The organism is Phyllobacterium chamaecytisi (genome assembly GCF_020164455.1).
GTDB lineage: Bacteria > Pseudomonadota > Alphaproteobacteria > Rhizobiales > Rhizobiaceae > Phyllobacterium > Phyllobacterium chamaecytisi.
Map to the genome: position 1 here is coordinate 25,093 of NZ_JAIQWW010000011.1, position 26,222 is coordinate 51,314.

Below are 26,222 nucleotides of genomic sequence, written 5' to 3' on the forward strand. Positions count from 1 at the left end.
CCAATTTTCCTGCATAAGTAGAAAAACGTGCGCCAGAATCGATGATTCTTGCATCGGAATCGGTGGTTCTTATGTAGGAATCCGGTCATTGCGTTCCGGTTTTTGGCCCGAACGCAATGACCATCCTCCACCTCTCCGTCATCCTCGGGCTTGACCCGAGGACCCGCACTTTTGAAGAAACAAGAACCCAGCGCTTCTATTTTGAAGGTTCCAATGGGTCCTCGGGTCAAGCCCGAGGATGACGGAGCGAGGAGCTCAGATACCCGTCAGCCCATCTGATCCGATGTAGGCGATGCGCAACATATTGGTCGAACCGGGCGTACGCAGTGGCACGCCGGCCGAGATGATGATGCGATCCCCTGGATTGCCGAACTCTTCCTGGTAGGCGATGTGACAGGCGCGATCGACCATGTCGTCGAGGTCGCTGGCATCCTCAGTTACAACGCAGTGCAATCCCCAGACGAGAGAGAGCTTGCGCGCCGTTTCGACAACCGGAGAAAGCGCGATGATCGGCAAGAGCGGCCGCTCGCGTGCCGCGCGCAGTCCGGTCGTGCCGGATGCGGTGTAGGTAACGATGGCCGAGAGGTTGAGCGTTTCTGCGATCTGGCGCGCCGCCAGTGAAATCGCATCGGCGCCCGTCGCGTTCGGCTCGGGACGCTGGGCGTGAATGATGCCCGGGTAGTTCGGATCGCGCTCGACCTCCTCGGCGATGCGCGCCATGGTCGATACGGCTTCGACCGGATAGGCGCCAGCGGCGGACTCGGCCGAAAGCATGACTGCATCGGCGCCTTCGAATACGGCTGTCGCAACGTCCGAAACCTCGGCTCTCGTCGGAACGGCTGCCGTGATCATGGACTCAAGCATCTGCGTGGCGACGACGACTGGCTTACCTGCTCTGCGGCAGGCACGGATGATCTGCTTCTGGATACCGGGAACCGTCTCCAGCGGCATTTCAACACCGAGATCGCCGCGGGCAACCATGAGCGCGTCAGAGAGCTCGATGATCTCTTCGAGGCGGGTGACGGCCTGCGGCTTTTCGATCTTCGACAGCAAGGCAACGCGGCCGCGCGAGATCTTGCGTACTTCGGCAAGATCCTCCGGCCGCTGGATAAACGACAGGGCAACCCAGTCGACTTCCTCCTGCAGGACGGCATCGAGGTCGCGCCGGTCCTTTTCGGTGAGGGCGCTGACGCCGAGCGTCGTATCAGGCAGGCTGACGCCCTTCTTGTCGGAAATCTTCGTTCCGGAAACGACACGGCAGCGAATGTGCTTGCCATCGGAAGCTTCCGCCACCAGCGCGAGCTTGCCATCGTCGATCAAAAGGCGGTGACCCGGCTCAACAGCTTCGAGAATTTCCGGATGGGGCAGGAATACGCGGGTATTGTCGCCCGGCGTGTCATTGTCGTCGAGCGTGAAGGTCTGCCCTGCAACAAGGTCGGCCTTGCCGTCCTTGAACTTGCCAACGCGCAGCTTCGGCCCCTGCAGGTCGGCGAGAATGCCGATCGGCCGTCCCACTTCCTTTTCGACATTGCGCAGGCGGCGCACAAGTTCCCGCATCAGGTCATGGCTGGCATGGCTCATGTTGATGCGGAACACGTCCGCGCCGGCTTCGAACAGCTTGCGGATCATGGCTTCGTCGGAGGAAGCGGGACCCAGTGTGGCTAAAATTTTGACCTTGCGGCGGCGTCTCATGGAGCGGGGGTATCCGTTACGATTGGAGAGGAGGGGGGATTTTCTTCCGTAAGCTGGACCATCCAGCTTGTCTGCTCGCCGGTATCGTATTCCTGGAATCCGGAGCGCTGGAAGCCGCGCGCGAAACAGTCATTGATACCGGTAATCTTGAATTGGTTTTCGGCGACGCACATGTTCACCCTGCCATCCCAGCGCCCGCCACTCTGCGCGTCTTCGGCGTAGAGATAATAATAGCGCGAAGTCAGCGGTCCGACCACAAGCGTTGTGCAGGAGGACGCATTGACGTGCCACCAGCCCTCGGTGACCCAGCCGGATTTGGCCCGGTAACCGAGCGCGACGCCGACGAGATTTTGCGTTGTGTTGCAGACGCGAAAATCGGCATGGGCTTTCTCAGGCGCAAAAAAACTGCCCGCAATGAAAATGAATAAAAAAGCCGCTAGAGCATTTCCGTTTTTCTTCGAAATACCGAACTGCACCAGCCGTTTGTTGTTACGCAATTCCGGACGCAAAACCGCTGCACACTTTTGCTGGAATTGCTTTAGAAAGCCGCCCAATCGCGTCCGCTGATGCAGTTCAGCGTGGAATATAGACCACTTGCGCAATATTGCCTCCGTACATCGTGGTCACCCTTTTCGGCAGTTTCTTGTGCATTGTCAACGCAACCACGTAGAGTTCCTGCAACACTAAGACAAAAGAATGATGCCTGTGGTGAGAGCAATGCTGTGAAAGACAAAAAACAACCCTTGTTCGGTTTGAAAGACCTTCGTTGATTGCTAATTTCCCGTTGCCGGTTCCGCCACGGCAATCAGCACAAGCAGCTGTTCTTGACGCAATGAATCGCTACTCCAATATGTATGGAGCCAGGCATCTGGCCCCGAACCAGACCCGATCGAGGACGTTTAAATGAGCAATCTTACTGACGACCAGCGCATTGCGCTCGAAGCCGCCGTTTTTCGCCGGCTTGTGGAGCATTTGCGAACCCGCAGCGATGTGCAGAATATCGACCTGATGAATCTGGCGGGGTTCTGCCGCAACTGCCTGTCGAACTGGTACCGCGAAGCGGCTGAAGCGTCTGGCGAAGAGCTTTCCAAGGATGAATCGCGCGAAATCATCTATGGCGAACCCTATGCGGAATGGCAGGCCAAGCATCAGCGCGAGGCCAGCGATGCACAGAAAGCAGCTTTTGAGACGAACAAGCCCGCACATTGAGGGGGCTGTGCGTGGTTCGACAAGCTCACCATGAGGGTGGTAGCGATTGCAATACCCATCGTCAACGGTGCAGAATCCCGGTCCCGCTTTGACACGACCTCCCTCATGGTGAGCTTGTCGAACCACGCATAACCAGACGGATCCGACTCAATTGTCTTGACTCATCATGCACTGGTCGGGCATCGGAACCCCTCGCGCGACCGGTCTTGAGTCGCAAGATGAACTTTTACGGAGCGAGAGATGAGCATGGATGATTTGGCAGCACAGGGTGGCGTCGAAGGTGTGGCTGCGGCAGAGCTTCGGCAGTTCATCGAGCGCATCGAGCGTCTGGAAGAGGAAAAGACAACGCTCCAGGACGATATCAAGGAAGTGATGGCCGAAGCCAAGGGCCGCGGTTACGACACCAAGATCATCCGCACGATTGTCCGTCTGCGCAAGAAGGACGCCAACGAGCGCAAGGAAGAAGAAGCGATCCTTGAATTGTATATGAATGCGCTCGGGATGGTATGACTACTCGAGTCTCTGCTGCAAGCATACGCTCCAGCCTTCGAGGCCGTTTCCGCAATCGCAGGTGCCTTTCTGCTATGGCTGGGTAGAACCCCATCGGCTATCTATGCCGTTTGATAGCGTGGTGCTGCTGTCAACGCAGTTGTAAGGTGGCTCGTCATCAACAGGGCAGCTTTCTGTTGGTCGCCGACGGATATTGCGTCAAGAATGGTGACATGCTCGTGGCACCAATCCCGAACGCGTCGACGGTTGGTGTACCCGCCAAACTCCAATAGGCGGCGCAACCGGTTCTGTTGCTGTATCGCCTGCAGAAAGAAGATGTTCCCGCTGAATTCAGCAACCATTTCGTGAAATTGCGCATCTGTTTCAAAAAGCTGGCGGGGATCTACGGTCGTGATATCAGGATGCGCTTCAAGGTAAAGATGCTGAAGACGCGATCGTTCGAGGGCCGCAGCATCGAAGCGAAACGTTTTAAGCAAAATCCCTGCCGGCTCGATCGTCTTACGGAAGTCATAGCTGTTACGCAGAGCCACCTGCGTATCAAGGGTAGGAAGAAAGATCCAACCCCGGCCGCTGTTCCTGGCGATCAACCCGTCGTTGACTAGATGCGCAATCGTACGCTGCAAGAGAATCCTGTCGACACCATAGCGGCGGCTGATTTCAGTCTGTGTGATCGTTTCGTTGAGCTGGCCAGAAAGCCGGTCTTCTACTATGCGGGTATAGAGATCTTGATCGGCCGTAGACGGAATTTCGACTTCCAACCGGTGAAGCTCTTCGGGCGGGGCTTTGAGGAAAAATCCCTGATTCTTGATTGCCTCAACCGCGCCACGCTCGGCAAGTAAGGTGAGTGCGGACCGTATCGGTGTCCTGGAGACGCCGAGCAGGTCACCAAGCTGCTGTTCGCGCAGGTGATGGCCAGGTTCGAAGCGCGCTTCGCGCGCAACATCAAGAATTTGATTGGCGAGCCGATATCGGCTCTGACGCGCATTGTTCGCCATTTCAGGGTCCACTTAGTACGAGTAGTGCCGAGCTTATACAATTGTATTGATAGAATTCACAAGCGGATCGCGTGTCGACCGTCCCAGTTGGCATAGGAAAAATGTGTTATTTCCGCCCGACAACCTGACATGATCAAGCGGAAATGCTCATTTTGAGGCAAAAAGGCACATTCTTGCCCAAATATTAGGCAAAGCCATTGAATGCGCAATTTTACGCACTTCCGACTTGACAGCTCCTGAATGAATTGTATTGTTAGTAACATAAAGTGCAATATTAGTCACGCAGAAAAATGAGGGAAGCTAATGAACAAGACAACGATTGCTGCATTTGCCTTGACGTTGTGCGCCGCCACGCCCGTGGCTGCTGCGGAACTGCCTGCAACCGGTTTGGTCGAGGATGGATCATTGACATATGGCGTTGCTGCTACCTTTGCGCCGTTCGAATTTCAGAAGGGCGGACAGCTTACGGGTTTTGACATCGATATGATCCAGGCGCTGGCCAAGAAACTCAATGGCCAGGCCAAGGCGATGAACATGGAGTTCAAAGGTCTGATACCCGCGCTCAGCGGCGGCCGGATCGATCTCATCAACTCGGCGATGTATATGAATGCCAAGCGCGCCGAGCAGGTCGACTTCATTCCGTATCTCAAAATCGGCAATCAGGTCATTGTTCAGGCGGGCAATCCGGCAAAAATAACAGGGCGGGATGACTCTCTCTGTGGCAAGACGATTTCGGTGACGCTCGGCGGGATTCAGGAGAACCAGGCTCGCGCCGACGATGAGCGCTGCAAGGCAAAGGGCCTCGACGGCGTCAAGGTCCTGACATTCCCGACCGCGCAGGATTCCGCGCTGACGTTGCGGCAGGGTCGGGCGGATGCCACCTTCGACTCCACACCCGGTGCCGTTGTCCTGCAAACCGAGGTGCCGGGCGTTTATGAAACGGTCGGAGCCGAGTTCGAATCGGATACCAGCATCGGCATGGCAACACGCAAGGGCGATACAGCGGTACAGGGCGCAATAAAGGCGGCGCTCGAGGAGATCGTTGCTGACGGAACGTACAAGCAACTGATCGAAAAATGGAAACTTCCGGCCTCCGTATCGATCTTCAACTGACATGCATTAGAGAAGGAGAGCGGGATGTCACTCGAACTCGTCTTCGACTACCTGGTTTCGCCCGCTTTCTTTCACGGTGCGATGCTTACGCTCCTGATTACAGCGACATCGCTTCTATTCGGAATTATCGTCGGTCTCGTCGTGGCGCTCCTGCAGGAATCGCGCTTCCGCTTTCTGCAGGGGTCGACGCTGGTCTATCTCTGGCTCTTCCGCGGCACGCCCGTCCTGTTCCAGATCATATTCATTTACAATGTTCTGCCCACCTTCGGAATCCGGCTTTCGGCTTTCGTCAGTGCCGTCATCGCGCTGTCGCTGAATGAAGGCGCCTACATGGCCGAAATCATTCGCTCCGGGTTACAGGCCGTGAAGAAAGGCCAGCGGACAGCCGGTCTGGCGCTCGGTATGACGCGGGCTGCCGTCATGCGCTATATCGTGATCCCGCAGGCTGCACGTATCATCCTTCCACCAATTGGCAATCAGATGATCGGCATGCTGAAGACGAGCGCTCTCGTTTCTGTCGTCGCGGTCGAGGAACTGCTGCTCGTTGCCAACCAGACGGCGAGCTCGAATTTCCGCTATTTCGAAGCATTGACTGCGGCGGGTATCTACTATCTGGCGCTGACCACTCTGTTCATGGTGTTTCAATACTTCCTCGAACGATCACTTGACCCCAAGCGAGCCCGTCGAAGCCAAAAGTCGGTCCCCCTTCTTGATCGGCTGACGCTCATCACCCAGCAAACCGAATCCCGGTGAAGGAGAAAGCCATGACAACGTCTGTTCAGCCGCCACTCCTCGAATTGATGGGCGTCCATAAGAGCTTCGGGCACTACGCGGTGCTCAAGGCATGCAGCCTCGACGTAAAGAGCCGGGAAACCGTCGTCATAATCGGGCCTTCGGGATCCGGGAAGTCCACGCTCCTGCGCTGCGTCAATCTTCTTGAGCCACCGGATAGCGGTAATATCTTCTTCGATGGCGCAGATATTACCTCTGATTTGCGCAACGCTACTGAAATTCGCCGCCATATCGGGATGGTTTTCCAAAATTTCGAACTGTTCCAGCATTTGTCGGCAGTCGAGAATATCATGCTTGCGCCGATGAAGGTGTCGGGTATCAGCCGGGCGGACGCCCACGACATCGCGACCGATCTGCTGCGCAAGGTCCACATTCCCGAAAAAGCGGATTTCTTTCCTGACGAGCTGTCGGGTGGCCAGCAGCAACGCATTGCAATTGCCCGCGCGCTCGCCATGAAGCCCAAGCTCATGCTCTACGACGAGCCAACCTCCGCCCTCGACCCGGAAATGATCCGAGAAGTTCTGGACGTAATGGCGGAACTCAGCAGCGAGGGCATGACGAGCATTGTTGTCACACATGAAATGGGTTTTGCCAAACGCGCTGCCGATCAAATCGTCTTCATGGAGAACGGCGAAGTCATCGAGAACGCGTCCAGCGAAGAGTTTTTCGGCGGCACCGTGAACGAGCGCGCGCGGCGGTTTCTCGATCAGATACTGCACTAACCGGAAGAATATACATGTCCCAGATGCCCGACACCGCGCGCATGAAGCGCGAACTCGCCGAAATCATCAGTATCCGCACGGAAAACCCGCCAGGCCGGGAAGCCGATGCCGCGGTCTACGTCCAGAACCTCCTCGTGGCGGCTGGCTTTGATGTTTCGCTGACGGAATACAAACCCGGCCGTTTCAACGTCGAGGCGCGGCTTGAAAACGGTCTTGGCCCAGTCTTCGCCTTTAATACCCACATGGATACCGTGCCGGCAGGAGAGGGGTGGAGTTCCGACCCTTTCCAGCTTCGCGAGGCCGATGGCAAGCTCTTCGGCCGCGGCGCATGCGATTGCAAGGGACCCCTGATCGCGATGGTGGAAGCCCTGCGGATGCTGGCTTCCGAGCGTCAGTCCTGGTCCGGCACGCTGCTCGGCGTCTTCGTCGGTGACGAGGAGATCGCGAGTGAGGGAGCAAAATTCTATGCAGCGGGCAAGCCGAAGATTGACTTCACTGTTGTCGGCGAGCCGACGTCAAACACGACATTCTCCGCCCACAAGGGAAGTTTGCGCCCGGTTGTCCGCGTGTACGGCGTGTCCGCTCATTCGGGCACACCTCATCTTGGAGAGAACGCTATTTACCGGGCGGCCCAGCTCCTCGGAATGATCGAGACCCACCACGATAAAGTAGTGCGTCTCCGCGCTCATCCACTGGTCGGGGAGGCCAGTCTCACAGTAACCCGCATTTGGGGCGGCCATGCAGACAATGTGCTGCCGGGCGCTTGCGATCTGCTGCTTGACCGCCGGATGGTCCCGGGCGAGGACGAAGAGGCTGTAAAAAAGGAGATCGCCGATCTGCTGCTGGCGGCCAATCGGCGATTTGGCTTGCGCGCCGAGATCGTCGAATACAGGGCGACCACTGGCAGCGCGACCGAAACGGCAGGCGATGCCACAATAGTGCAGGCAAGCCTCGCCGCGTGCAGGGCCCATGGGATCTCGACGCCAGGCCCGTTCGGGTTTCAGGGAGGCTGCGATCTCGTCCACTTCCGGGAACTCGGTGCACAGGGAACGGTGATAGGGCCCGGCACTCTATCTGTCGCTCACAAGCCGGATGAATTCGTGCCGGTTGATGAATTCGTCACGGCGGCCCTCATCTATCGTGACGTCGCGAAGTCAATGCTCTCGGCTTAGATGATGCGCGCCTCACTTTATCGCACCTCGCTTCGCTACGGCGGCGGTCTTATGCTTCACACGGCCTCGTCGGGTCCTGTTGACGGCTTGGACACCCTACACCTGCGATTGCAGGACAAGGAAATCACGGCGGTGGGCGAGGTTCGCATCAACATCGCCTACCTGAACGGAATGGCGGCCGAAACTGTCGAGTGTGAGGCAGTAGGGCTGTTGGAGTGTGTTGACTGGACGAAGGATGCCGAACGCCTTCTAACAGACCTCGCGATGACCGATGGCGTGAGTGCACCGGTGCGGATGCTTGTTGATATCGCGCTCCACGATTTCTTGGCAAGGCGGGACCGTATTCCGCTTGCGGCATGGCTCGGCGCTGATTGCATCCGATCGGTCTCATATCCCACCAACCAGACGCTCTTCATTTCTTCAGCCGGGCGCTTCCTGTCGCAGGCAGAGAGCTACGTGTCGCGCGGGTTCCGCGATCTGAAGGTGCGTGTCGGCTCTGCCGGATTTGACGATGACGTTGCGCGGCTGGTTGCACTCCGCGAGCGGTTCGGCGGGGACATCAAGCTTGCGATCGATGCGAATGGAGCGTGGAGCGCTGACGAGGCTGTGGAAAATCTGTCAGCGCTGGCGGGATTCGAACTGGCCTATGTCGAGCAGCCGGTGGCCGCCGGGGACTGGGATGTGCTGAACAGGCTCGCCGAGACGAGCCCCATCCCTCTGATGCTGGACGAGAGCGTTGCAGGCCAGGCTGATGTTGACACCGTAATCAGGTCGAAAGGCAGACTTTGGGCCCATCTCAAGCTTGTAAAGCTGGGCGGGATAGCCCCCACGCGGGCGGCTGCGGATCGGCTGCGTGCGGCCGGCATTCCGTTCATGATCGGTCAGATGAACGAAGGGGGCATAGCGACGGCTGCTGCCTTGCATCTTGCCTGCGCCGTTGGTCCGCATTTTGCCGAACTCTATGGCGCAGACGGCCTGGAGAACGATCCGGCGAGCGGTCTCATCTACGCGCAAGGCCGGGTGGGCAGTAGTGCCGCGCCGGGCTTGGGATTGACATTCGAAGCATCAAAGACGCGTCTCATCAGGGAGTTTTCAGCATGAACATATCCAGCGGTGTTGTGCAGGGACAGGAATCTGCCTTTCCCAAGGAGGAATATGAGCGCCGGCAGGCGCGGGCGCGCGAAAACCTTGCCGCTGCAGGTATCGACGCGCTCGTTGTCACGGGTCCGGAGAACATCTTCTATCTGACAGGTCAACAGACCCCCGGATACTACACGTTTCAGGCGCTGGTGCTTCCTGCCGCCGGAGATCCGGTCTTCGTCATCCGCCAACTCGAATATTTCAATTTCATCGCCAACACTTTCATTCCGGATGCGGAGGTTTATCAGGATGGCGACGAGCCCGTCTCGTTCCTGGTGGCGGTCATCGAAAAACGCGGTCTTGCCTCAAAGCGGGTCGCGATCGATAAGCGTGGCTGGTTCCTTCCGATAGCCGTCTACGAAGCGCTGCAGGCCCGATTGGGAGCGATTCATGACGGTGCCGGGTTGATCGAGAGCCTTCGCGCCGTCAAGTCTTCTCTCGAGGTCGAAAAGCTCGAGCGTGCCGCCAGCTATGTCGATAAGGGAATGCGGGCGGGGCTTGCCGCAGTCCGGATAGGAGCCAGCGAAAACGATCTCGTCGCGGCAATGATGGGGGCGGCAATCAGTGCCGGTTCTGAATATCTCGGTATGGAGCCGCTCGTTTCCGTCGGCCCGCGCACGGGAGTCCCCCATGGTACATGGCGCCGGCGCGAGATCGAAGCGGGCGATCCCGCCTTCCTCGAGATGGCGGCTTGCCATGACCGGTATCACGCTGCCCTCATGCGCTCCGCCTGGATCGGCTCTCCTCCAAAGGAAGCCGCCGACATGATGAAGACTTGCCAGGAGGCGCTGCAGGTTGCACTCGATGCTATTCGCCCGGGCGTACCGTGCGAGGGTCCGCATATCGCCTGCCAGAAGGTGATCGACGCGGCCGGCTATACCGACAATTTCCGCAAGCGCCTTGGCTACAGTGTCGGAATCTCGTTTGCACCTGACTGGGGCGAGGGTGCCATCCTCAGCCTCAACGCTGGCGTGAAGACCGAGTTGCAGCCGGGAATGACATTTCACCTTCCTCCGGCGCTTCGCATCTACGGGCGCTTCACAGTCGGTGTCAGCGAAACCATCGTCGTCACTGAAACCGGATATCGCGCTCTCGGCAGCATCGGCCGCGAACTGCTTGAAGTTGCAGATCACTGAACACGAAAGGGAAAGAAAAATGAAAGACATCAGCGAAACGCGGGCCCGGCTCAAGGGCATTTTCAACATCACCGTTACGCCCTTCAGCAAGGACGGGGCGATCGACCGCGCGGGGCTTTCCCGCAGCATCGAGCGAGTCATCGGGCTGGGGTTCGACGGCGTTCTCATTGGTGGGACGTATGGTGAGTTTCCGGCGATGTCGACGGAGGAACGGGCCGATGTTTTCCGCCATGTCATGGATGTCGTTGGCGACCGCGTCCCTGTGATGCTGTGCAGCGCCCACTCCGATGTCCGGGTTGTGCGCGATCTGACGAAACTCGCCGGTGATCTCGGCGGCCTGCCTATGGTGACCCCGCCTTACGTTTCGGAAGTCACGGACGGGCAGATCGTCTCATTCTTCCGCGATATGGCGCCCCTGTCGAAGACGGGTATTCTCGTCTACAACGCACCAGGCATCGGCATCACCCTGTCGCCAACCCTGCTCGAACAACTCGCCGACATCGGCAATGTCGCCGGTATCAAACAGGGTGACTTGAACCCGACCGCGATAGATCAGATTGCCAATCGGCTTGGTGGTCGCCTTCGGCTTTTCTGCGCCTCGGATCTCGCTTTTCTCGGACCGGTTATGGCTGGGTTTGATGGCATCAGCTCCACGAACAGCTGCGCATTGCCGGAACTTATTCTCGCGACGTACCGCGCACTGGAGAAAGGCGACGCTGCGGCGGCCCGTGACCTTCATCAGCTCTGGTATCCATTCCGTGCGCTCGCGCGCAAGCACGGCCAGCCGCAGACAACGAAGGCTGCAATGAACCTTCGCGGGTTCGATGGTGGCTCCGTCAGGCAGCCGCTACGGGACCTCGACGAAGCTGTCCATAATGAGATTTCCGCTGTTCTCGATAGCCTTGCCGGTGATACCCGGACAAAGGTGACGCTCGCCGCCTAAGTTCGTTTTCTTCTAACGCATACGAAAAACGCCCGGCATTCGCATGCGGGGCGCTTTTTTATTGCTGCGTGCTTGGCTCACGCGACCCTGCGGTCGCGAAGTTTACCGCAGGCCCCCACAATACGATCGCAGGCAGTGCGCAATGTTTCGGTGTCGATTGCGTAGGCAATGCGAATGTGTCCGGGCGCGCCGAAGGCTGAGCCGTGGACCACACCCACATGAACTTCCTCGATCAGATAGGCCGCAAAATCCAGGTCACTGGAAATCATCCGGCCATCCGGGCGGTATTTCCCGATGAGGCCCGAACAATCGGCAAAGACATAAAACGCGCCTTCGGGAACGTCCGCATCAAGGCAAGTCAGGCCCTGAAGCGAATCAAGGACGATGTCGCGGCGTTCCCGCAGTACCTTCATCCATTCGGTCATGAAGCTGGTGCCACCGTCGAGTGCCGCGATGGCCGCCTGCTGGCTGATCGAACTTGGGTTGGACGTACTTTGGGATTGAAGTATCTGCATGGCATCGATCAGCCATTCCGGGCCTCCGGCATAGCCGACACGCCACCCCGTCATCGAGTAACCTTTCGACAATCCGTTGACCGTTAGAACGCGTGGCCTCAGCTGTGGCTCCACGGCTGCTGGAGTCGCGAAATCGCAGTCGTACCGGACGTGTTCGTAAATGTCGTCGGCGAGAATGAGGACGGTATCATGAGGTAGCAGTACATCCGTCAGAGCTTTCATTTCTGCCGGACTGTAGACCGCTCCGGTCGGGTTGTTGGGAGAGTTGAGAACAACCCAGCGGGTCCGCTCCGTGAGAGCGTTCTGCAGCGCCTGCGCTGTCAGTTTCCACCCGTCTTCCCTTGGGCAGGAAACGACTACAGGTTCGCCGCCGGCGAGCCGGATCATGTCGGGATACGAGACCCAATAGGGCGCTGGCACGATAACCTCATCGCCATCAGAGAGCGTAGCGAGAAAAGCGTTGAAGATGAGCTGCTTGGCTCCGGCTCCGGCAATGACTTCCGACGGCCCGTAGGACAGGCCGTTTTCAGTTGTGAATTTTCTACATATTGCTGCCCGAAGTTCCCTCGTACCGGCTACCGCGGTATATTTCGTGTTACCGTTGCGGATTGCCGCGATGCCTGCCTCGCAGACAGCAGCCGGCGTTGCAAAATCGAGTTCGCCTTCGCCGAGATTGATGACGCTGTGTCCAGCGGCGGCAAGCGCACGTACCTTATTGGAGATCTCCGCGGTTGGCGACGAGCCGACGAGACTCATTCGAGGGGCAAGCAGTGGGTGCATTGACAAATTCCTGTGTTGCGTCGTTCTTTACATTGTATCAATTGATATATATTGTGCAATTATAAATCACCAAACGTTGGCGGAATTTATGGTGTAGTGGGGTCATGAAGATCTCGTAATTGCTCATATTGATGTAGCAAAGACGATTCTGGTTCGGAGTGATGAATGGGTCTTCTCCTGGTCGAGCACAATATTGCGGAGCCCGCTCTCTACGGGGCCGCCGCCGCAGCTGTGGCATCCGCGAGGCAGTGCCGAATGATGCATCTGCCGGCACGTTTCGATACCGGTCAGCATGCCGACGCGGTCCAGCACGTTGTCGCAGCAGGCGGGCTGGCGGCCAGCGGTCTTTGCTGGTTCGAACGCCTGAACGGGCAACCCGTTTCGTCTGCGGCCACCGTCGACGACATCGTGGCGGCCGCCAAGCAGGCAGAGGTGGTTGTTCCAGTTCATCCGCGATTTGTCGACACTCCAGTGCTTGTCCGTCTGCTCACACGATCGGCTGCCGATTCCGGAATCAGAGTCGAGGCTATCCATATCGAAAGGGACGGGAATGCTCTGCGCGAGCGCGGGACGGGGTTGCCAGTCGCATGGCGGGATTCGTTCGGGCGCATTACGGCCTTCGATCGCTCCTCCGTTGGCGGCCAGACATCGCTGCAGATTGGACTGATTGGCTCTGAGAGCGATCACCGCGATGTCTATCCCGCTGCCCTGGCCAGTCTTGCCGATGCGGCCGACGCACTCTCGGTGGATCTTGATATCCGGTTCGTCGATCCGATGTCGCTTGCCGGGCCTAACGATTGTGCGGAATTGCAAACCCTTTCCGGCATCCTTTTGCCCGGCGGGGCGGCGATGAAGAACGTTCCCGGTCAGATCGAGGCCGCCGCTGCAAGTCTCGCCTCCGGCCTACCTACAGTCGGTCTTTGTCTTGGAATGCAGACCATGGCGACCGCGATCGCATGGCGCGCCTTTGGCAGGGGAACCGCCAACCTCGCTGAGGCCGACCCCGACGCGGCGATCAAGACGTTTGTCCCGCTGGAGGGACAAAGTGGCCCAGACGGCGAATCCCTTCCGGACCACAGAACCGGGGAGTGGATGACACGGGTTGTTGACGGAACGCAGCTGTCGCTCATTCTGCCGATGACAACTCCGGTTCGTTACAACCACCGCTTCCGGCTCGATCCGCAGTTGCTTCCGGCCCTCCGGCTGGCGGGGATGCAGGTGTCAGCCGAGGGCTTCGGCGGGGCGATCGTCGATGCGATCGAGGATCGCGACCACCCGTTTTTCATCGGTATGCAGGGTCATCCAGAGCTGAGTTCAAGCGATCGCAAGCCCCACGCGCTGTTGACGGCATTTCTTGTGGCAGCGCGAGAACACAAACCACGAACGGAATGAAGACAAGGAAATCTTGACATGGATCTCAATATCAAGGGCCGCACGGCGCTTGTGCTCGGCTCCAGCCAGGGGCTGGGCCTCGCTGTCGCACGCAATCTCGCGGGTGAGGGGGCGTCGGTCATTCTCGTTGGGCGATCTGGCGAGCGCCTTGAGGCAGCTGCCGCAATCGTCCGGGCTCAAACCAGTGAAGAGGTGAGAACCGAGGTTGTCGATTTTTCGGATTCTGATGCTCTCGACAGGTGGTTGACGTGGATCACTGATTACAGGGTCGACATCCTTGTCAACAACGGAGGCGGACCACCGCCCGGACCGGTTGCTGGAGTTACAGCCGATGTCTGGCGCAAGCAATTCGATACCATGGTCAATGCCCCGTTTCGCGTCACGACCGCGATCCTGCCGGGCATGCGCGATAGAACGTGGGGGCGTATCATCAACATTGTCTCATCCGGGGTCGTTCAGCCGATCGCGAATCTTGGCATCTCGAACACACTCCGTCTCTCGATTATTGGCTGGGCAAAAACACTGGCTGCCGAGGTTGCATCAGACGGGGTTACCGTCAATTCCGTCATCCCCGGCCGAATCCATACCTCTCGGGTTGACCAGCTTGACAAGGCGGCGGCGGACAGAACCGGAACGACGCAGGATGCGATCGCCGAGTCGTCCCGCGCAGCGATACCAATCGGGCGGTACGGAAGACCGGAGGAGTTCGCAGATGCCGTTGCGTTTCTTGCCAGCGAGCGAGCCAGTTACATCACCGGCACGACCTTGCGTGTCGACGGCGGGATGGTTCGGAGCGTGTGATCTCCCGCAGAATGGTAGCGACCACCGGGGTAGACGAACGCGTCTGGCTCAGGGCGTGAATGACCGATCAGGCCAGACCCAATATTTCCGACACGGAGCTGGTCTCATGTGCGGCGCGGCTGCATGCATTCGATGATGACAAACATGATGATAACGATCAGAAGCACGACCACCGCTGCGGCCGCGAGGGTAGGGTTCACTTGCAGTGTAATGTCATCCCACATTTGCTTTGGAAGGGTCGTCTTCAGGCCACCACCCAGAAAGATCGCGACTGTGAGTTCCTGAAAAGATTGCAGGAAACCGGTGACAAATCCAACGACAACACCGCTCCGTACCAGCGGAAGTGTAACACGGCGCACCACCTGGAACCGATTGGCCCCGAGCGTCGACGCGACCTGATCCAATCGCCAGTCATGACCCTTGAAGGTAGCCAAAAGAATAACAAATACGATTGGCATGGCAATAACAGTGTGGCCAATGACAATCGAGATATCCGTCGCGATCAGTTGCAGCTGTGCAAAAAGATAAAAGAGTGAAATTGCAATTACGATGGGCGGGACTACCATCGGCGCCATGAAAAGCAGAAAAGCGAAGCCGGCAAGTCTGCTGCTGGATTTGGCAAGCGCGAAAGCGGCAAAAGAGGCGATAACCAGCGTCAATGCTGCTGCGACGATGCCGATCGCGAACGACCGTAGTGTCGCTGACACCCAGAGCGGCGAGGCTGCGTAGGCCTCGAACCAGCGGATGCCAAGACCTTTTGGCGGAAAAGACAGGAATGAGCCTTCTGTGAACGCCATCGGGATAAAGGCGATGATCGGGAAGAGCAGGATGGCGATAACCAGCGTGCAATAGGCGGAAAGCAGCTTCCTTGCTGGCAATCCCCGTATAGTCCGGCCATATACTTCTCCTACCCTGGAGAAGAACCCACCGACCCTCTTGGTCAAAGCGATACCGAAAAGTCTCAATTTGCCCTCGGCCGATCCGGCCGTTTGTCCACCGGACATCGTTGAAAGACCAAAGATACGATCATAAAGAAAAATGGTGAGTAGTGCAGCGGCAATAAGCACGACCGCCAGCGCACTTCCAAGCTGCCAGTTCTGCAACTGCTGTATCTGCGTGATGATCAACTGGCTGATCATCGTTTCCTGCCGGCCGCCAACCAGGGCCGGCGTGATGAAGAAGCCGAGGGCGGAGATGAACACCAGTAGACCGGCCGTGGCAACGCCACGCATGCACAGGGGCAGATAGATTTGCCAGAATGCCTGTGGCGCGCTGGCGCCAAGCGTCATGGCTGCCATGGTGAGGCGCTTGTCGACGGTGTTCATTACCGGCAGCATGGTGACGACGGTCAATGGCAGCATCGTATGAATCATGGCGAAGAGAACCGTAGTGCGGCTGAAGAGCAGATCATCGCCGCCAGGTAAGCCGAGGTTCGACATGACCAGTGCGACGACACCATTGCGGCCAAGCAGAACCAGCCATGAGAAATTGAGGACCAGCGGACTTGTCCAGAAGGGAAGCAGGATGAACATCAGCGCTATCCGCTGGCGGCGTGCCGGCTGCTGCGAAAGCCAGTAGGCGAGGGGATATCCCAAGAGCAGGCAGAGTACCGTCACCTGGAAGGCGATCATGAACGTTGTTCCCAAGACGCGGGAATAAACCTTCGACCCGAAAAGCTTCACATAGGCTGATACTCCAAAGTCGCCGGTTGCTCTCTCAACGAAGCTGATAGACATCATCTGCAAAGTGGGCAGAAGGAAAAATGCGAGCAGAAAGACAATTCCGGGTACCACCAGCCAGAATGCACTGCCTCTCCGCGACGTATGATTTGACGCTGGGGCCGCTATCGCGAGGTCTGCCATTTGTTGTTCACTCACTTTTCGGACGCGGTGCCGGGCGGTAACTCGTGCCACCCGGCTGATCGCATGTCGATTGGTGCCGCGGGAAGCGTGGGTTCAGATCTTCCGGCCCGACTATTCGGGGACTACTGCAGGAGGAATTCCTGCATCCTTTCAGCCATCGCGTCATAATTCTTGCCCCACCAAGCGGTGTTCATTTCGAAGAGGCTCTTGATGTTGTCGGGTGCAGTCGGCAGAACCGCGGCGCGCTCTGCAGAGAGGAAGTTGAAGGCTTTGCTGTTGGAAGGCCCATTGGCAACTATGGTGGAATACGCGGCCTGGTGCTCTGGCTGCATGCAGAATTTTACAAACTGCTGCGCCAGTGCGAGACGAGGTGTGCCCTCGGGGATGGACCAGCCGTCGACGCTGTAGCAGCCTTGGAAGAGAATCTTCAACGGTGCGCCGCCGGCAATAGCCGCATAAGCACGTGCAGACCAGGTGTCTGACATGTCAACTTCGCCGTTCTGGAGGATCTGTGTATTCTGGGCACCGCTTGTCCACCAGACATTCACATGTTCGCGGATCTTTTCAAGCGAGGCAAATGCGCGGTCCACATCGATCGGATAGATATCTGCGGGCTTGACGCCATCAGCAAGCAGCGCGACTTCAAGAAGACCCCAAGGGTCCTTGTAGAGCGCACGACGGCCGGGGAATTTTTCGACATCCCAGAAATCCGGCCAGCTTTGCGGGTCCTTGCCGTCGAACTTATCCGTGCGATAGGCCATCGCGATTGCGAAGACAGAAAACCCAAGCCAGTTCGATGTCAGCATGCCCGGAAGGATATCCTTGCCGTCGGCTTCGGATATGCCGAGTGGCGCGAGATAGTTCTTTTCGTTCGTCAGCCGAACGACATGGTCAGGTGTGACCATCGATACGTCCCATATGTAGGATTTTGTATCAACCAGCAGCTTGAATTGAGTGACCGGGTCCGGATCGTGGGCAACTCCCACCACCTTGATCCCGGTCTCCTTCTCAAAGGGTTCGTAGAAGGCTTTCTTGATGGCCTCTCCAGGCGCGCCGCCGACATCAGATACAGTGATCTGCTCCGCCGCGAAGGCACCGCGGGTGAAGATTGCCGGGACGGCGAGAGCGCCAACAGCAACACCTGCCTGCAGAACGTTGCGCCGCGTTATCTTGATCGTTTTTGACATGAAGCTATTCCCCTTTTCTTGTGGTCTATTGATTTTGTCGTTGATTGTTCCCATTCAGTCCGGACTAGCCGGTGGGCGCTGCTAGCTCTTGAGATATTGCGATTGTCGCGGTTCCCAATTCAGGCCGACTTCGCTTCCAAGTTGAAGTAACTGCTGACCGGCCTGCCGCCGAACGGTGAAGACAGCCCCGCTACGAAGCGCAATCAGGACCCGGGTCTCAGATCCCGCATAGATCGATTCCGTGACACAACCGGAGAGAAAGCAGTTGCCCGCCGCCACGAGGCTCATCTGTTCTGGGCGTATGATGAGAGCGCCACGTTCACCGTTGCTTGCCCGACAGCTGGGCGGTAGAGGCAGGACCCCCTCAGCAGTGACCAGTGTCATGCCCTCAACATGTCCGCGCAAGAGATTGGTGATCCCGATGAACTCTGCAGCAAATGTACTGGCCGGCCGCTCATAGATCTCCTCAGGCGTTCCGAGCTGCTCGATCCGGCCGGCATTCATCAGGCAGATACGGTCCGAAAGCGCGAGCGCCTCCTCCTGGTCATGTGTCACGAACACGATCGTTGATTTCGTCTCGCGGTGGATCCGCTTGATCTCGATCTGCATGGTTTCGCGTAACTTGCGATCCAGAGCGGACAGGGACTCGTCCATCAAGATGATCGAGGGTTCATAAACCAGACATCGGGCCAAGGCGACGCGTTGCTGCTGGCCACCGGACAGTTCAAGCGGAAACCGTTTCTCGAACTCCACGAGACCGACCATGGCAAGTGCGTTCTGCACCTTGGTTCGGATGAGTGCGGCATCAAGTTTCCGCATTTGCAGTGGAAATGCGACGTTTTCCTGCACCGTCAGATGCGGAAAGAGCGCATAGTTCTGGAACACTACACCGATATCTCGCTTGTTAGCGGTTGTTTCGGTGTGATCTTTGCCATCGATGACAAGGCGTCCATTCGTCGGCTCAACAAGGCCACAAATGAGCTGGAGGAGGGTGGTCTTTCCCGAGCCGGACGGGCCAAGCAGGGTCAGCAACTCCCCCGATCGAATCTTTAATTCGATTGGGTGCAGCGCCACAGAGGTGCCATAGCTTTTAGATAGGCCTTGGGCATGCAATTTGATTTCTGCACCTGATTTCCCGGTAGCAGAAGATGTAGCGACAATGTTGCCAGGCATGTGCATTATCTATCTGTCTCCGGACCGCATTGCTTGCATCTGATGCCCTCTCGTCTAGCTGCGCACCGATCCGAGAACTATCGCTGCGGTCAGTAAGCCCCTTGTGCCGCCCTTAGTAAATTATCAAATTCGAGCCCAATGGTTAGATGATGCCTAATCATGAGGCGGCGACCATAAATTAAGCAATTCGGCGGAGGGACATTTTCGTTTGCATCAAGGTTGTCCAATCAGCCGCCGAAACACGGTGTGCACAAATACGTAAGCAAGCGTCATGCCAGTCCCCCGGCCGTATCAAGTCATTACAGAGAATTGTTCTTCATCAGGATGATGGGAACTGTTGGGGCGGCTATAAACGCCTGCAGTCTCTCATTCGTCGCCCGGCACACCATAGCTGGGTGCTGCCGTTGGATCGATCGCACGCCGGACGTAATCTTCAATCTGCGGCTTGTAGATTCCCCAAAGTGCGGAGAGCTCTTCGATCGGACATCCGTCCGTCCAGTCAACGCGTAGATCTGCAACGGGCCAAGACACATCCTGGACCAGATAAAGACCCGCGGAATGAACTGGTCCTGCTTCGCCTCCTGCGGCGAGCCCGGCAGCCATTGCGGCAAGCAGGCGGTCACCAAGATGTCCCGATGACGCCTGAAGTGCCTCCAGCATCCTTTGGGGGACAAGCTTGGAGGCAAGAAGATTGCCGGCAGCAACTGCATTATCTCCCTCGACGGCGGCGTGGACACCAAGCGTCCGCTCGCCGGAAAAGACCGCCGTTTTCCCGTGGCGATCAACGATGGCGAGCTGGCGCCATTCTGCCGTTGGATAGCCAGAGAGCAAATCGGCCAGCGCTGCACGAGCCGATAACCCGCGTTCCATTAGTGCAAGCCCTCTCTGCCCGAGAGCTGGATCCGTCACGTTCTGGCTTGCCACAACGCCGATGCCGGCCTTCGCATGGGCACAACGCGCGGCAACGGCCGGCGAAGACGACGATATCGCAATTCCTAACATTCCGCTGTGGGGACATCTCGCTGCAATCGAGAAAGTCATCGCTTGACCTCGTCGGGAATAACGGCGATGGCGTCGATCTCGACGACCCATTCAGGCCGCGCAAGAGCGGAAACAACGATACCGGTCGAGACTGGAAAGACGCCTTTAAGCCATCTGCCGACGACTCTGTAGACCGCCTCGCGGTAACGAGGATCGATGATGTAGATCGTGATCTTGGCGATATGCTCGAGTTTCGAGCCCGCTTCGTCCAGCAGCATCTTGATGTTGGACATCGCCTGCTCGGCCTGTCCGGCGGCATCACCGATCGCGACACTTTCGGAGGTATCGAGATTCTGTCCGATCTGCCCCCTCACGAACACCATGGTTCCGCGCGCCACCACCGTTTGGCACAAATCATTGTCGAGCTGCTGTTCGGGATAGGTATCCTTGGTATTGAACGAACGGATTCTCTTATGAACGACCATAGGGGATTTTCCTAAACACGATGATTTGCTGTTACGGGAGATCCGCTTTCGGGCAGACGTCCAAGGGTGCCATACGCTCGGTTGGAGTAGATGAGTGGTGAGCCGCTTTCTGCAGCCTCGACATCCATGACCTCGCCGATGAAAACGAAATGCGTACCAACCTGCAGGCTGCTCTGAAGCCGGCAATCAAAGGTGACCAAAGCATCTTCTATCCGCGGTTGGCCATTGTTGCTGATTTTCCAGCGCGTGCTGGCAAATTTGTCACCGTTGGGCAGTGCCACGCGTCCGGCAAAGCTGTCGGAAATCATTGCCTGCCTATCTCTGAGAACATTGACGCAGAAGTAACGATTCTCAATGATGGCGGGTGCCGCCGAAACCTTGTGATGCATGCAGATCAAAAGCGTCGGGCGCTCGCCATCCGCCGACACCGACGACATGGATGATACGGTTGCACCGAATCGACCGGCCGCTCCATCCGTGGTGACGATATTGACGGTGCAGGCCGTCAGGGTCATACCGTTAAGGAATGCGCTGCGGATGTCCAGAGCAGCTAACGATGCGTTTTCCATGATTGAACTCCTGAAGATGGGGTCGAAATCGAAGGGTTATTCCGCAGCTGTACGGACGGCGGCATCCTTGCTGAACCACTGGCTGACTGCTTTGTCTCCGGAGGCGTGGTCGGTTTTGCCAAGGACCCTGTCCGACAGCCCTGCCGCCTTCCTGACGAAATCGAGCGGGCCGTCCCAATCGAAATTGCGATGAACGGCTGCGAGATGGGCGAAAGGCGGGGATTGGGCAAAGAGCTGGAATGTCAGGCGATGGCCGGCATAATCGGAGTTCAGCATGTCGCGCGCAAAAGCGAGCAGCCTGCGGCGGTCGTCCGCTACCCAGTTCTCATTCACTGAATAGAATTTGTTGAGCCATGGTGCGGTTTCCGGTGCATCGAACGACGCCTTGTCCGGTGTGACGCAGATCTGTCCGCCGCACAATTCACGTGTGATGTGCATCATCTCATGGAGCTGGGAGCAGGCTAGAACGCGGCCCGTGTAGAGCAGCGACTGGTTGGGCATCATCAAGCCACCAGGGCTGCGCTCGGGAAGTGATATCGCTGCCGTCAGGTGCGCGTTGATCCCTTCGCGGTAGACGGCGAGCGTGGACAGCTTTTCCTGAACAGCCTGCTGCTTATCGAGTCCTGTCTGACGCGCATTGAATAGAGCGGCGCCTATCATCATGTCCGCGAGCTTGAGATTTCGCTGAACGAAGGCGAAAGCCGAATAGCGATGCAGTGTCGCGCGGATGAAAGCTGCGGCCTTGGTGTGTCGATAGAAGAGCACGTTCTCCCACGGGATCAGAACGTCGTCGAAAATGACCAGCGTATCAACTTCGTCAAATTTGTTGGAGAGCGGATAGTCGTCGGCGGGTGCGCGTCCCGCAAATCCGGTGCGGCAAATATACTTGAGACCGGGCGAGCCAAGTTCGCAAATAAAGCCAACTGCGTAATCCGAATAGGCGGCATTGCCCCAATTGGCGATTGTCGGCTTGGTGAAAGCCTGATTGGCATAGGCGGCAGCCGTTTCATATTTCGCGCCACGAACGATAATCCCCGCATCGACCTCCTTGACGACGTGCAAGAGCATATCGGGGTCTTGCTCCTGCGGCGGCTTCGAACGGTCGCCTTTTGGGTCGGTATTTGCCGACACATGGAAAGGGTCGGCCCTGAGTACCTTGGCGATATGGGTCCGGATATTGGCGGAGAACTGAGGGTCCACCTCATTGAGCAGATCCTGACCATCGAACAGTGACCACATTTCGCCAACAGTCTCGTCGCCGACGCGGGTGACGATACCTCCGATATCCTCGAGAACAGTGTCGGTTGCGCGTCGCTTGTCCCACCAATCGCCCTGTGTCAGCGGCAGCTTGTTGGCAACCGCATTCCATTCGCCGTCTTCCTCATAGGCCATTACATGACGGGTCTGCTCGTCATGCTGCATGTCATAGATCCGGGCCCGGATATCGACCAGCGGTTTGAACATCGGATGGGACGTCACGTCCTTGACGCGCTCACCATTCACGTAGACCTCGCGGCCATCCTGAATAGATGCCCTATATTCCTCACCGGTTCTGATCATCTCATATCCTTGGTCATGTTCGTCGCTTCGCTCCGAAGCAATTGCCAGGACTATTGCGGTTCTTGCCGACCTTGGAAAATAATAGTTTCCGGGCCTTTGGTTAGTTGATTCCAATTCAGTGCATGCTGTCGCCATCGTCTTTCAACCGACAAACATAAAAACAACGCTCCGCGACGATGCGCAGTCGCGGAGCGGGAAATGGATGTATCGGGTTGAATAGCTCAGTCTCTGTAGGAAGGGTCTTCGCTGTCGAGGATTAGTTTCATTTCCTCAAAATGGGCGATTGAGAAATCCGAAATACCCTCCCAATCCTGAGCTGTTCTCTCCGCGATATCGTCGTCCAGAACGTTGAGAGGTTGGCCCGTTGAATATGCCTGAACAAGGATCTGACAGGCGCGTTCGATCGTGTACATATCGTCAAACGCTTCACCGACCGTGCTTGCGACGACCATAACCCCGTGATTGCCCATCATCAACCGAGACCGGTTGCCTAACAAACCAGCGATGCGCGCGCCCTCAGCCTCGGTATCCGCCATGCCGCCGTACATCGTGTCGACGGCCATCCGGTTAAAGTAGCGTGCAGTGTTCTGGTCGATCGGCTTGATCTCTGGATCCTTGAGGGACGCAATCGTTGTCGTGAAAGGCGGGTGCAGGTGCATCGCAACGCGCGCCTGCGGCATCAACCTGTGGATCTGGCCGTGAATTGACCAAGCGGTCGGATCGATGTCCGGTCGGGATTTGGCATCCGCATCGTCAGCGTCGAGCAGGAGCAAATCGCTTGCCTTAATTCTCGAGAAATGGCGCCATTTGGGGTTCAGCAGGAATTTCTTGCCGTCGCCGGAAACGGCTGCACTGAAATGATTGGCCACTGCTTCATGCAGGCCAAGCTTGGCGACAATCCGAAACAATGCGGCCAGATCGATCCGGAGCTGCTGTTCGTCTGGTGTTCTTGCAATCTGGTCCATGTCATCCCTCTTCTAGGCTTGGTCCTGCAGGACTACATCAGTTCCGTCCGGTCGTTGTAAAATATGAAATTCAAGAGCTCTGCTTAGTTCGACCCTAAGGAAACAGGGGTCGAGCATCTGAGGTGAATGTGCCCCTTGTGTCGTCAGGTTTCGCAGAGACTTGCGATCAGGCGATCCATCATGGCATCGCATTTTGCAAGTTGTTCCAGCATGATGAATTCGTTTGGGGTATGCCCTTGAGCCATTGAGCCTGGACCCAGGACAACAGTCGGAATTTCAAGCATGGATGCAAAAAGTCCAGCCTCAGTTCCGAAGGAAACCTTGGCAGTCGCCCCAGCTTTCGCGAGCCGAGCCACCGACGAGACCACCGGATCGGTTTCCTGGACAAGGAGACCAGGATAAGAATTCAGAACTTCGATTTCAATATGCGCCGCGGGAAACGAAGGTTGCATGATATCTACTGTGGTTTGGGCATCCTCTCGCAATTGGTCAAGGATCCGGCCCGGATCGTCCTGCGCGACATTGCGTATCTCGAAATCCACAAACGCCTTGTCGGCCACGATATTGAGTGTTTTGCCGCCGCTGATTATGCCGGCGTGGATGGTTGTATAGGGAATATCATAGTTACTGTCCCGCACGCCCGACTCTTCAAGGTCCCACTGTCGAGCACGCATCTTTCCGACAAAATCACAAGCCAGATGGATAGCATTGAGGTAGTTCGGTGCCATCGAGGAATGACCACCCACACCTTGGCAATGGGCGCGTGCGCTCACCTTCCCTTTGTGGCCCGTGACGACCTGCATCGACGTCGGTTCGCCTACGATACACAAGGCAGCCTTGAACTTTCTGCCCGCAAGATCTTCAAGCAAAGGTCGGATACCGACGCAACCGATCTCCTCGTCATAGGAAAAAGCGAGATGAAGTGGCCGGGAAAGCGAAGCCTGGCGCACCTTTGCCGCTGCAGCCAGCGCTGCAGCGAGGAAACCTTTCATATCTGTCGTTCCCCGCCCGAACACACGGTCGTTATCCTGAACCAGGGCAAACGGGTTCGTCGACCAATCCTGTCCGGACACCGGAACCACGTCCGTGTGGCCTGACAGGATGATGCCATTTCCCGTGTTTGGACCAATCGTTGCAAATAGGCTTGCCTTTCTGCCAGTCTCATCCGCAAGCAAGCGACATTCGAAGCCACACCCGGTCAAATATGATCGAATAAAGTTGATAAGGGGTAGGTTTGTGTCGGCGCTGACCGTCGGGAATGCCACGAGCCGATCAAGAACTTCCAGTGTTTGCACGATTTTCCTGCGAGATCAGACTATGGATGGAGCGGTGTAAGATTATCTCACCGGCCATGTCGCTCCGAAATTAGAAAATACCGAAACTGGACTTAGCAAAAAACTTGGCAGCCCTATTTTGTTATCTTGCGGCGCCCCATCACCGGCGCCACCATCCCAGGTATATAGGCGTCGGAGATGAAGGATTGACAGTGCCGCTCGAACATTTCCACGAGACGGGATTTTCGGCTTTGCTTCAGCGAAACGACTCCGATCACCATCGGCTTGTGATCGCCCGAGAGAGGCACGCGCACGACGCGGCGTCCGTCCATGGCCATGTCTGAACGGGGTCGTACATTCATCAGTGTATAGCCGTAACCATTGGCAACCATGGTGCGGATGACATCCTGATGCGGTGAGCGCGTAGTGATCATCGGTTTGAGGCCGAGTGCCGTAAACAAATCAAGGAAATATTCCCGGCTTATGGGAAGATCCAGGAGTATCAGTGGCTCGTTGACCAGTTCCGTCAGGCTGATCGAGGAATGGCGGGCGAGGGGACTTGCCTCCCCAACAAGGACATGCGGGGGCAGGCTGGCTAGCGGCAGGAAATCGAAGCCGTCGGGTACCGAGAGATTGTAAGTGATGGCCGTATCGAGCTCGACACGTTCCAGTTTCTCCAGCAATTCTTCATGATTGCTTACAGTCTGAGCGATTTTTGTGGCGGGAAAAGCAGATGTGAAGGAATGAGATAGCTCCGGCATGATCATAGATGCGAGCGTCACGAGACAGCCAAGCGACAATTGTCCACGGATCTTGTCATTCACCTCGGAGGCAAGCGTGTACATATACTCGGCCTGCTGGACGAGAAGCTTTGCTTCGACAAGAAGGGTACGCCCGGCAGGGGTCAGTGACAGGCCCTTGGCGTGATGCCGTACGAAGAGCTGGGTTTCAAGCTCCTGCTCGAGATGGGTGATCGCGGTGGAAATCGATGGCTGGGAGATGCTGAGTCGTTCGGAAGCGAGAGTGATACTTCCGGTTTCAGCTGTGGCGATAAAATATTCAATCTGTCTGATCGTGTAGCGCATGTTTCCTGAGGTGACTCGAGCCAAATAAAAATTGTCCATACGAATGCTACACCGGAAAGCCCCTCACCTCAGGTTCTTTATAAACATGAAGCAAGGCGGTGTTCCGTATATGTTGCAGTGCAACAATAGAACGATTAAGCACGTCTGGTAAGGCGCACAATGATCTTAT

General features: G+C 57.1%; 25 protein-coding genes. 11 read left to right on the forward strand and 14 right to left on the reverse strand.

The window, feature by feature from the left end; genetic code table 11:
• Nucleotides 1–255: 255 nt before the first annotated feature.
• Both pyk and LB462_RS17275 read right to left on the reverse strand, forming a co-directional pair.
• Nucleotides 256–1,692: a pyruvate kinase gene (gene pyk, locus LB462_RS17270; protein WP_224510590.1), complete on the reverse strand. Its 1,437-nt coding sequence runs from the start codon at nucleotides 1,690–1,692 to the stop codon at nucleotides 256–258.
• Nucleotides 1,689–2,114, reverse strand: a complete 426-nt coding sequence (locus LB462_RS17275) for a DUF1036 domain-containing protein (RefSeq protein ID WP_112524623.1) — start codon at nucleotides 2,112–2,114, stop codon at nucleotides 1,689–1,691. Before LB462_RS17275 ends, pyk begins: the two co-directional genes overlap by 4 nt.
• Before the next feature lie 481 nt (nucleotides 2,115–2,595).
• Here LB462_RS17275 and LB462_RS17280 point away from each other — a divergent pair, with 481 nt between their 5' ends.
• Entirely contained in the window at nucleotides 2,596–2,901 is a 306-nt protein-coding gene (locus LB462_RS17280) for a DUF1244 domain-containing protein (RefSeq protein ID WP_224510592.1), read from the forward strand.
• A 240-nt stretch (nucleotides 2,902–3,141) separates the two neighbouring features.
• Entirely contained in the window at nucleotides 3,142–3,411 is a 270-nt protein-coding gene (locus tag LB462_RS17285) for a DUF2312 domain-containing protein (RefSeq protein WP_370637210.1), read from the forward strand.
• A 101-nt stretch (nucleotides 3,412–3,512) separates the two neighbouring features.
• On the opposite strand, the gene LB462_RS17290 is transcribed toward LB462_RS17285, so the two are convergent.
• Nucleotides 3,513–4,406 (reverse strand): GntR family transcriptional regulator, encoded by an 894-nt coding sequence (locus tag LB462_RS17290; RefSeq protein WP_224510594.1) that lies wholly within the window; start codon nucleotides 4,404–4,406, stop codon nucleotides 3,513–3,515.
• Between the two features lie 303 nt (nucleotides 4,407–4,709).
• Here LB462_RS17290 and LB462_RS17295 point away from each other — a divergent pair, with 303 nt between their 5' ends.
• Genes LB462_RS17295 through LB462_RS17325 form a run of 7 tightly spaced genes read left to right on the forward strand, consistent with a single transcriptional unit; the run spans nucleotide 4,710 to nucleotide 11,424 of the window.
• A complete protein-coding gene (locus LB462_RS17295; RefSeq protein ID WP_224510596.1) occupies nucleotides 4,710–5,519 on the forward strand; it encodes an ABC transporter substrate-binding protein in 810 nt (269 codons plus the stop codon).
• Nucleotides 5,520–5,543: 24 nt separating this feature from the next.
• Nucleotides 5,544–6,272 (forward strand): amino acid ABC transporter permease, encoded by a 729-nt coding sequence (locus LB462_RS17300; protein ID WP_224510598.1) that lies wholly within the window; start codon nucleotides 5,544–5,546, stop codon nucleotides 6,270–6,272.
• 11 nt (nucleotides 6,273–6,283) lie between these two features.
• Nucleotides 6,284–7,033 (forward strand): amino acid ABC transporter ATP-binding protein, encoded by a 750-nt coding sequence (locus LB462_RS17305; protein WP_224510600.1) that lies wholly within the window; start codon nucleotides 6,284–6,286, stop codon nucleotides 7,031–7,033.
• 14 nt (nucleotides 7,034–7,047) lie between these two features.
• The gene (locus LB462_RS17310; protein ID WP_224510602.1) at nucleotides 7,048–8,205 is read left to right on the forward strand and encodes a M20 family metallopeptidase; all 1,158 of its coding nucleotides are present in this window, start codon (nucleotides 7,048–7,050) and stop codon (nucleotides 8,203–8,205) included.
• Nucleotides 8,206–9,306, forward strand: coding sequence for a mandelate racemase/muconate lactonizing enzyme family protein (locus tag LB462_RS17315; RefSeq protein WP_224510604.1), 1,101 nt, complete (start codon nucleotides 8,206–8,208; stop codon nucleotides 9,304–9,306).
• On the forward strand, nucleotides 9,303–10,481 hold the full coding sequence (locus tag LB462_RS17320; RefSeq protein WP_224510606.1) for a M24 family metallopeptidase: 1,179 nt from the start codon (nucleotides 9,303–9,305) through the stop codon (nucleotides 10,479–10,481). The genes LB462_RS17315 and LB462_RS17320 overlap by 4 nt, the downstream gene beginning before the upstream one ends.
• Nucleotides 10,482–10,500: 19 nt before the next feature.
• The gene (locus LB462_RS17325; protein WP_224510617.1) at nucleotides 10,501–11,424 is read left to right on the forward strand and encodes a dihydrodipicolinate synthase family protein; all 924 of its coding nucleotides are present in this window, start codon (nucleotides 10,501–10,503) and stop codon (nucleotides 11,422–11,424) included.
• A gap of 77 nt (nucleotides 11,425–11,501) precedes the next feature.
• Here the strand turns inward: LB462_RS17325 and LB462_RS17330 are convergent, their stop codons facing one another.
• Nucleotides 11,502–12,719, reverse strand: a complete 1,218-nt coding sequence (locus tag LB462_RS17330) for a pyridoxal phosphate-dependent aminotransferase (protein ID WP_224510620.1) — start codon at nucleotides 12,717–12,719, stop codon at nucleotides 11,502–11,504.
• A 165-nt stretch (nucleotides 12,720–12,884) separates the two neighbouring features.
• Here LB462_RS17330 and LB462_RS17335 point away from each other — a divergent pair, with 165 nt between their 5' ends.
• On the forward strand, nucleotides 12,885–14,111 hold the full coding sequence (locus LB462_RS17335; RefSeq protein WP_224510622.1) for a glutamine amidotransferase-related protein: 1,227 nt from the start codon (nucleotides 12,885–12,887) through the stop codon (nucleotides 14,109–14,111).
• A gap of 18 nt (nucleotides 14,112–14,129) precedes the next feature.
• Nucleotides 14,130–14,912: an SDR family oxidoreductase gene (locus LB462_RS17340; protein ID WP_224510624.1), complete on the forward strand. Its 783-nt coding sequence runs from the start codon at nucleotides 14,130–14,132 to the stop codon at nucleotides 14,910–14,912.
• Between the two features lie 104 nt (nucleotides 14,913–15,016).
• Here the strand turns inward: LB462_RS17340 and LB462_RS17345 are convergent, their stop codons facing one another.
• The 10 genes from LB462_RS17345 to LB462_RS17390 all read right to left on the reverse strand — a co-directional run bounded on the left by LB462_RS17345 (nucleotide 15,017) and on the right by LB462_RS17390 (nucleotide 26,053).
• Nucleotides 15,017–16,774, reverse strand: coding sequence for an ABC transporter permease subunit (locus LB462_RS17345; protein WP_224510627.1), 1,758 nt, complete (start codon nucleotides 16,772–16,774; stop codon nucleotides 15,017–15,019).
• Nucleotides 16,775–16,896: 122 nt separating this feature from the next.
• On the reverse strand, nucleotides 16,897–17,961 hold the full coding sequence (locus LB462_RS17350) for an ABC transporter substrate-binding protein (RefSeq protein ID WP_224510629.1): 1,065 nt from the start codon (nucleotides 17,959–17,961) through the stop codon (nucleotides 16,897–16,899).
• A gap of 81 nt (nucleotides 17,962–18,042) precedes the next feature.
• On the reverse strand, nucleotides 18,043–19,134 hold the full coding sequence (locus tag LB462_RS17355) for an ABC transporter ATP-binding protein (RefSeq protein ID WP_224510631.1): 1,092 nt from the start codon (nucleotides 19,132–19,134) through the stop codon (nucleotides 18,043–18,045).
• Between the two features lie 366 nt (nucleotides 19,135–19,500).
• On the reverse strand, nucleotides 19,501–20,175 hold the full coding sequence (locus LB462_RS17360) for a DUF1028 domain-containing protein (RefSeq protein ID WP_224510633.1): 675 nt from the start codon (nucleotides 20,173–20,175) through the stop codon (nucleotides 19,501–19,503).
• Nucleotides 20,172–20,600 (reverse strand): RidA family protein, encoded by a 429-nt coding sequence (locus LB462_RS17365; protein ID WP_224510634.1) that lies wholly within the window; start codon nucleotides 20,598–20,600, stop codon nucleotides 20,172–20,174. The genes LB462_RS17360 and LB462_RS17365 overlap by 4 nt, the downstream gene beginning before the upstream one ends.
• Nucleotides 20,601–20,611: 11 nt before the next feature.
• A complete protein-coding gene (locus tag LB462_RS17370) occupies nucleotides 20,612–21,169 on the reverse strand; it encodes a flavin reductase family protein (protein WP_224510636.1) in 558 nt (185 codons plus the stop codon).
• A 36-nt stretch (nucleotides 21,170–21,205) separates the two neighbouring features.
• On the reverse strand, nucleotides 21,206–22,729 hold the full coding sequence (locus LB462_RS17375) for a 4-hydroxyphenylacetate 3-hydroxylase family protein (protein WP_224510638.1): 1,524 nt from the start codon (nucleotides 22,727–22,729) through the stop codon (nucleotides 21,206–21,208).
• 221 nt (nucleotides 22,730–22,950) lie between these two features.
• A complete protein-coding gene (locus tag LB462_RS17380) occupies nucleotides 22,951–23,694 on the reverse strand; it encodes a class II aldolase and adducin N-terminal domain-containing protein (protein WP_224510640.1) in 744 nt (247 codons plus the stop codon).
• A 143-nt stretch (nucleotides 23,695–23,837) separates the two neighbouring features.
• Nucleotides 23,838–24,989, reverse strand: a complete 1,152-nt coding sequence (gene argE / locus LB462_RS17385) for an acetylornithine deacetylase (protein ID WP_224510642.1) — start codon at nucleotides 24,987–24,989, stop codon at nucleotides 23,838–23,840.
• A 113-nt stretch (nucleotides 24,990–25,102) separates the two neighbouring features.
• Nucleotides 25,103–26,053 (reverse strand): LysR family transcriptional regulator, encoded by a 951-nt coding sequence (locus LB462_RS17390; RefSeq protein ID WP_224510644.1) that lies wholly within the window; start codon nucleotides 26,051–26,053, stop codon nucleotides 25,103–25,105.
• Nucleotides 26,054–26,222: the final 169 nt, after the last annotated feature.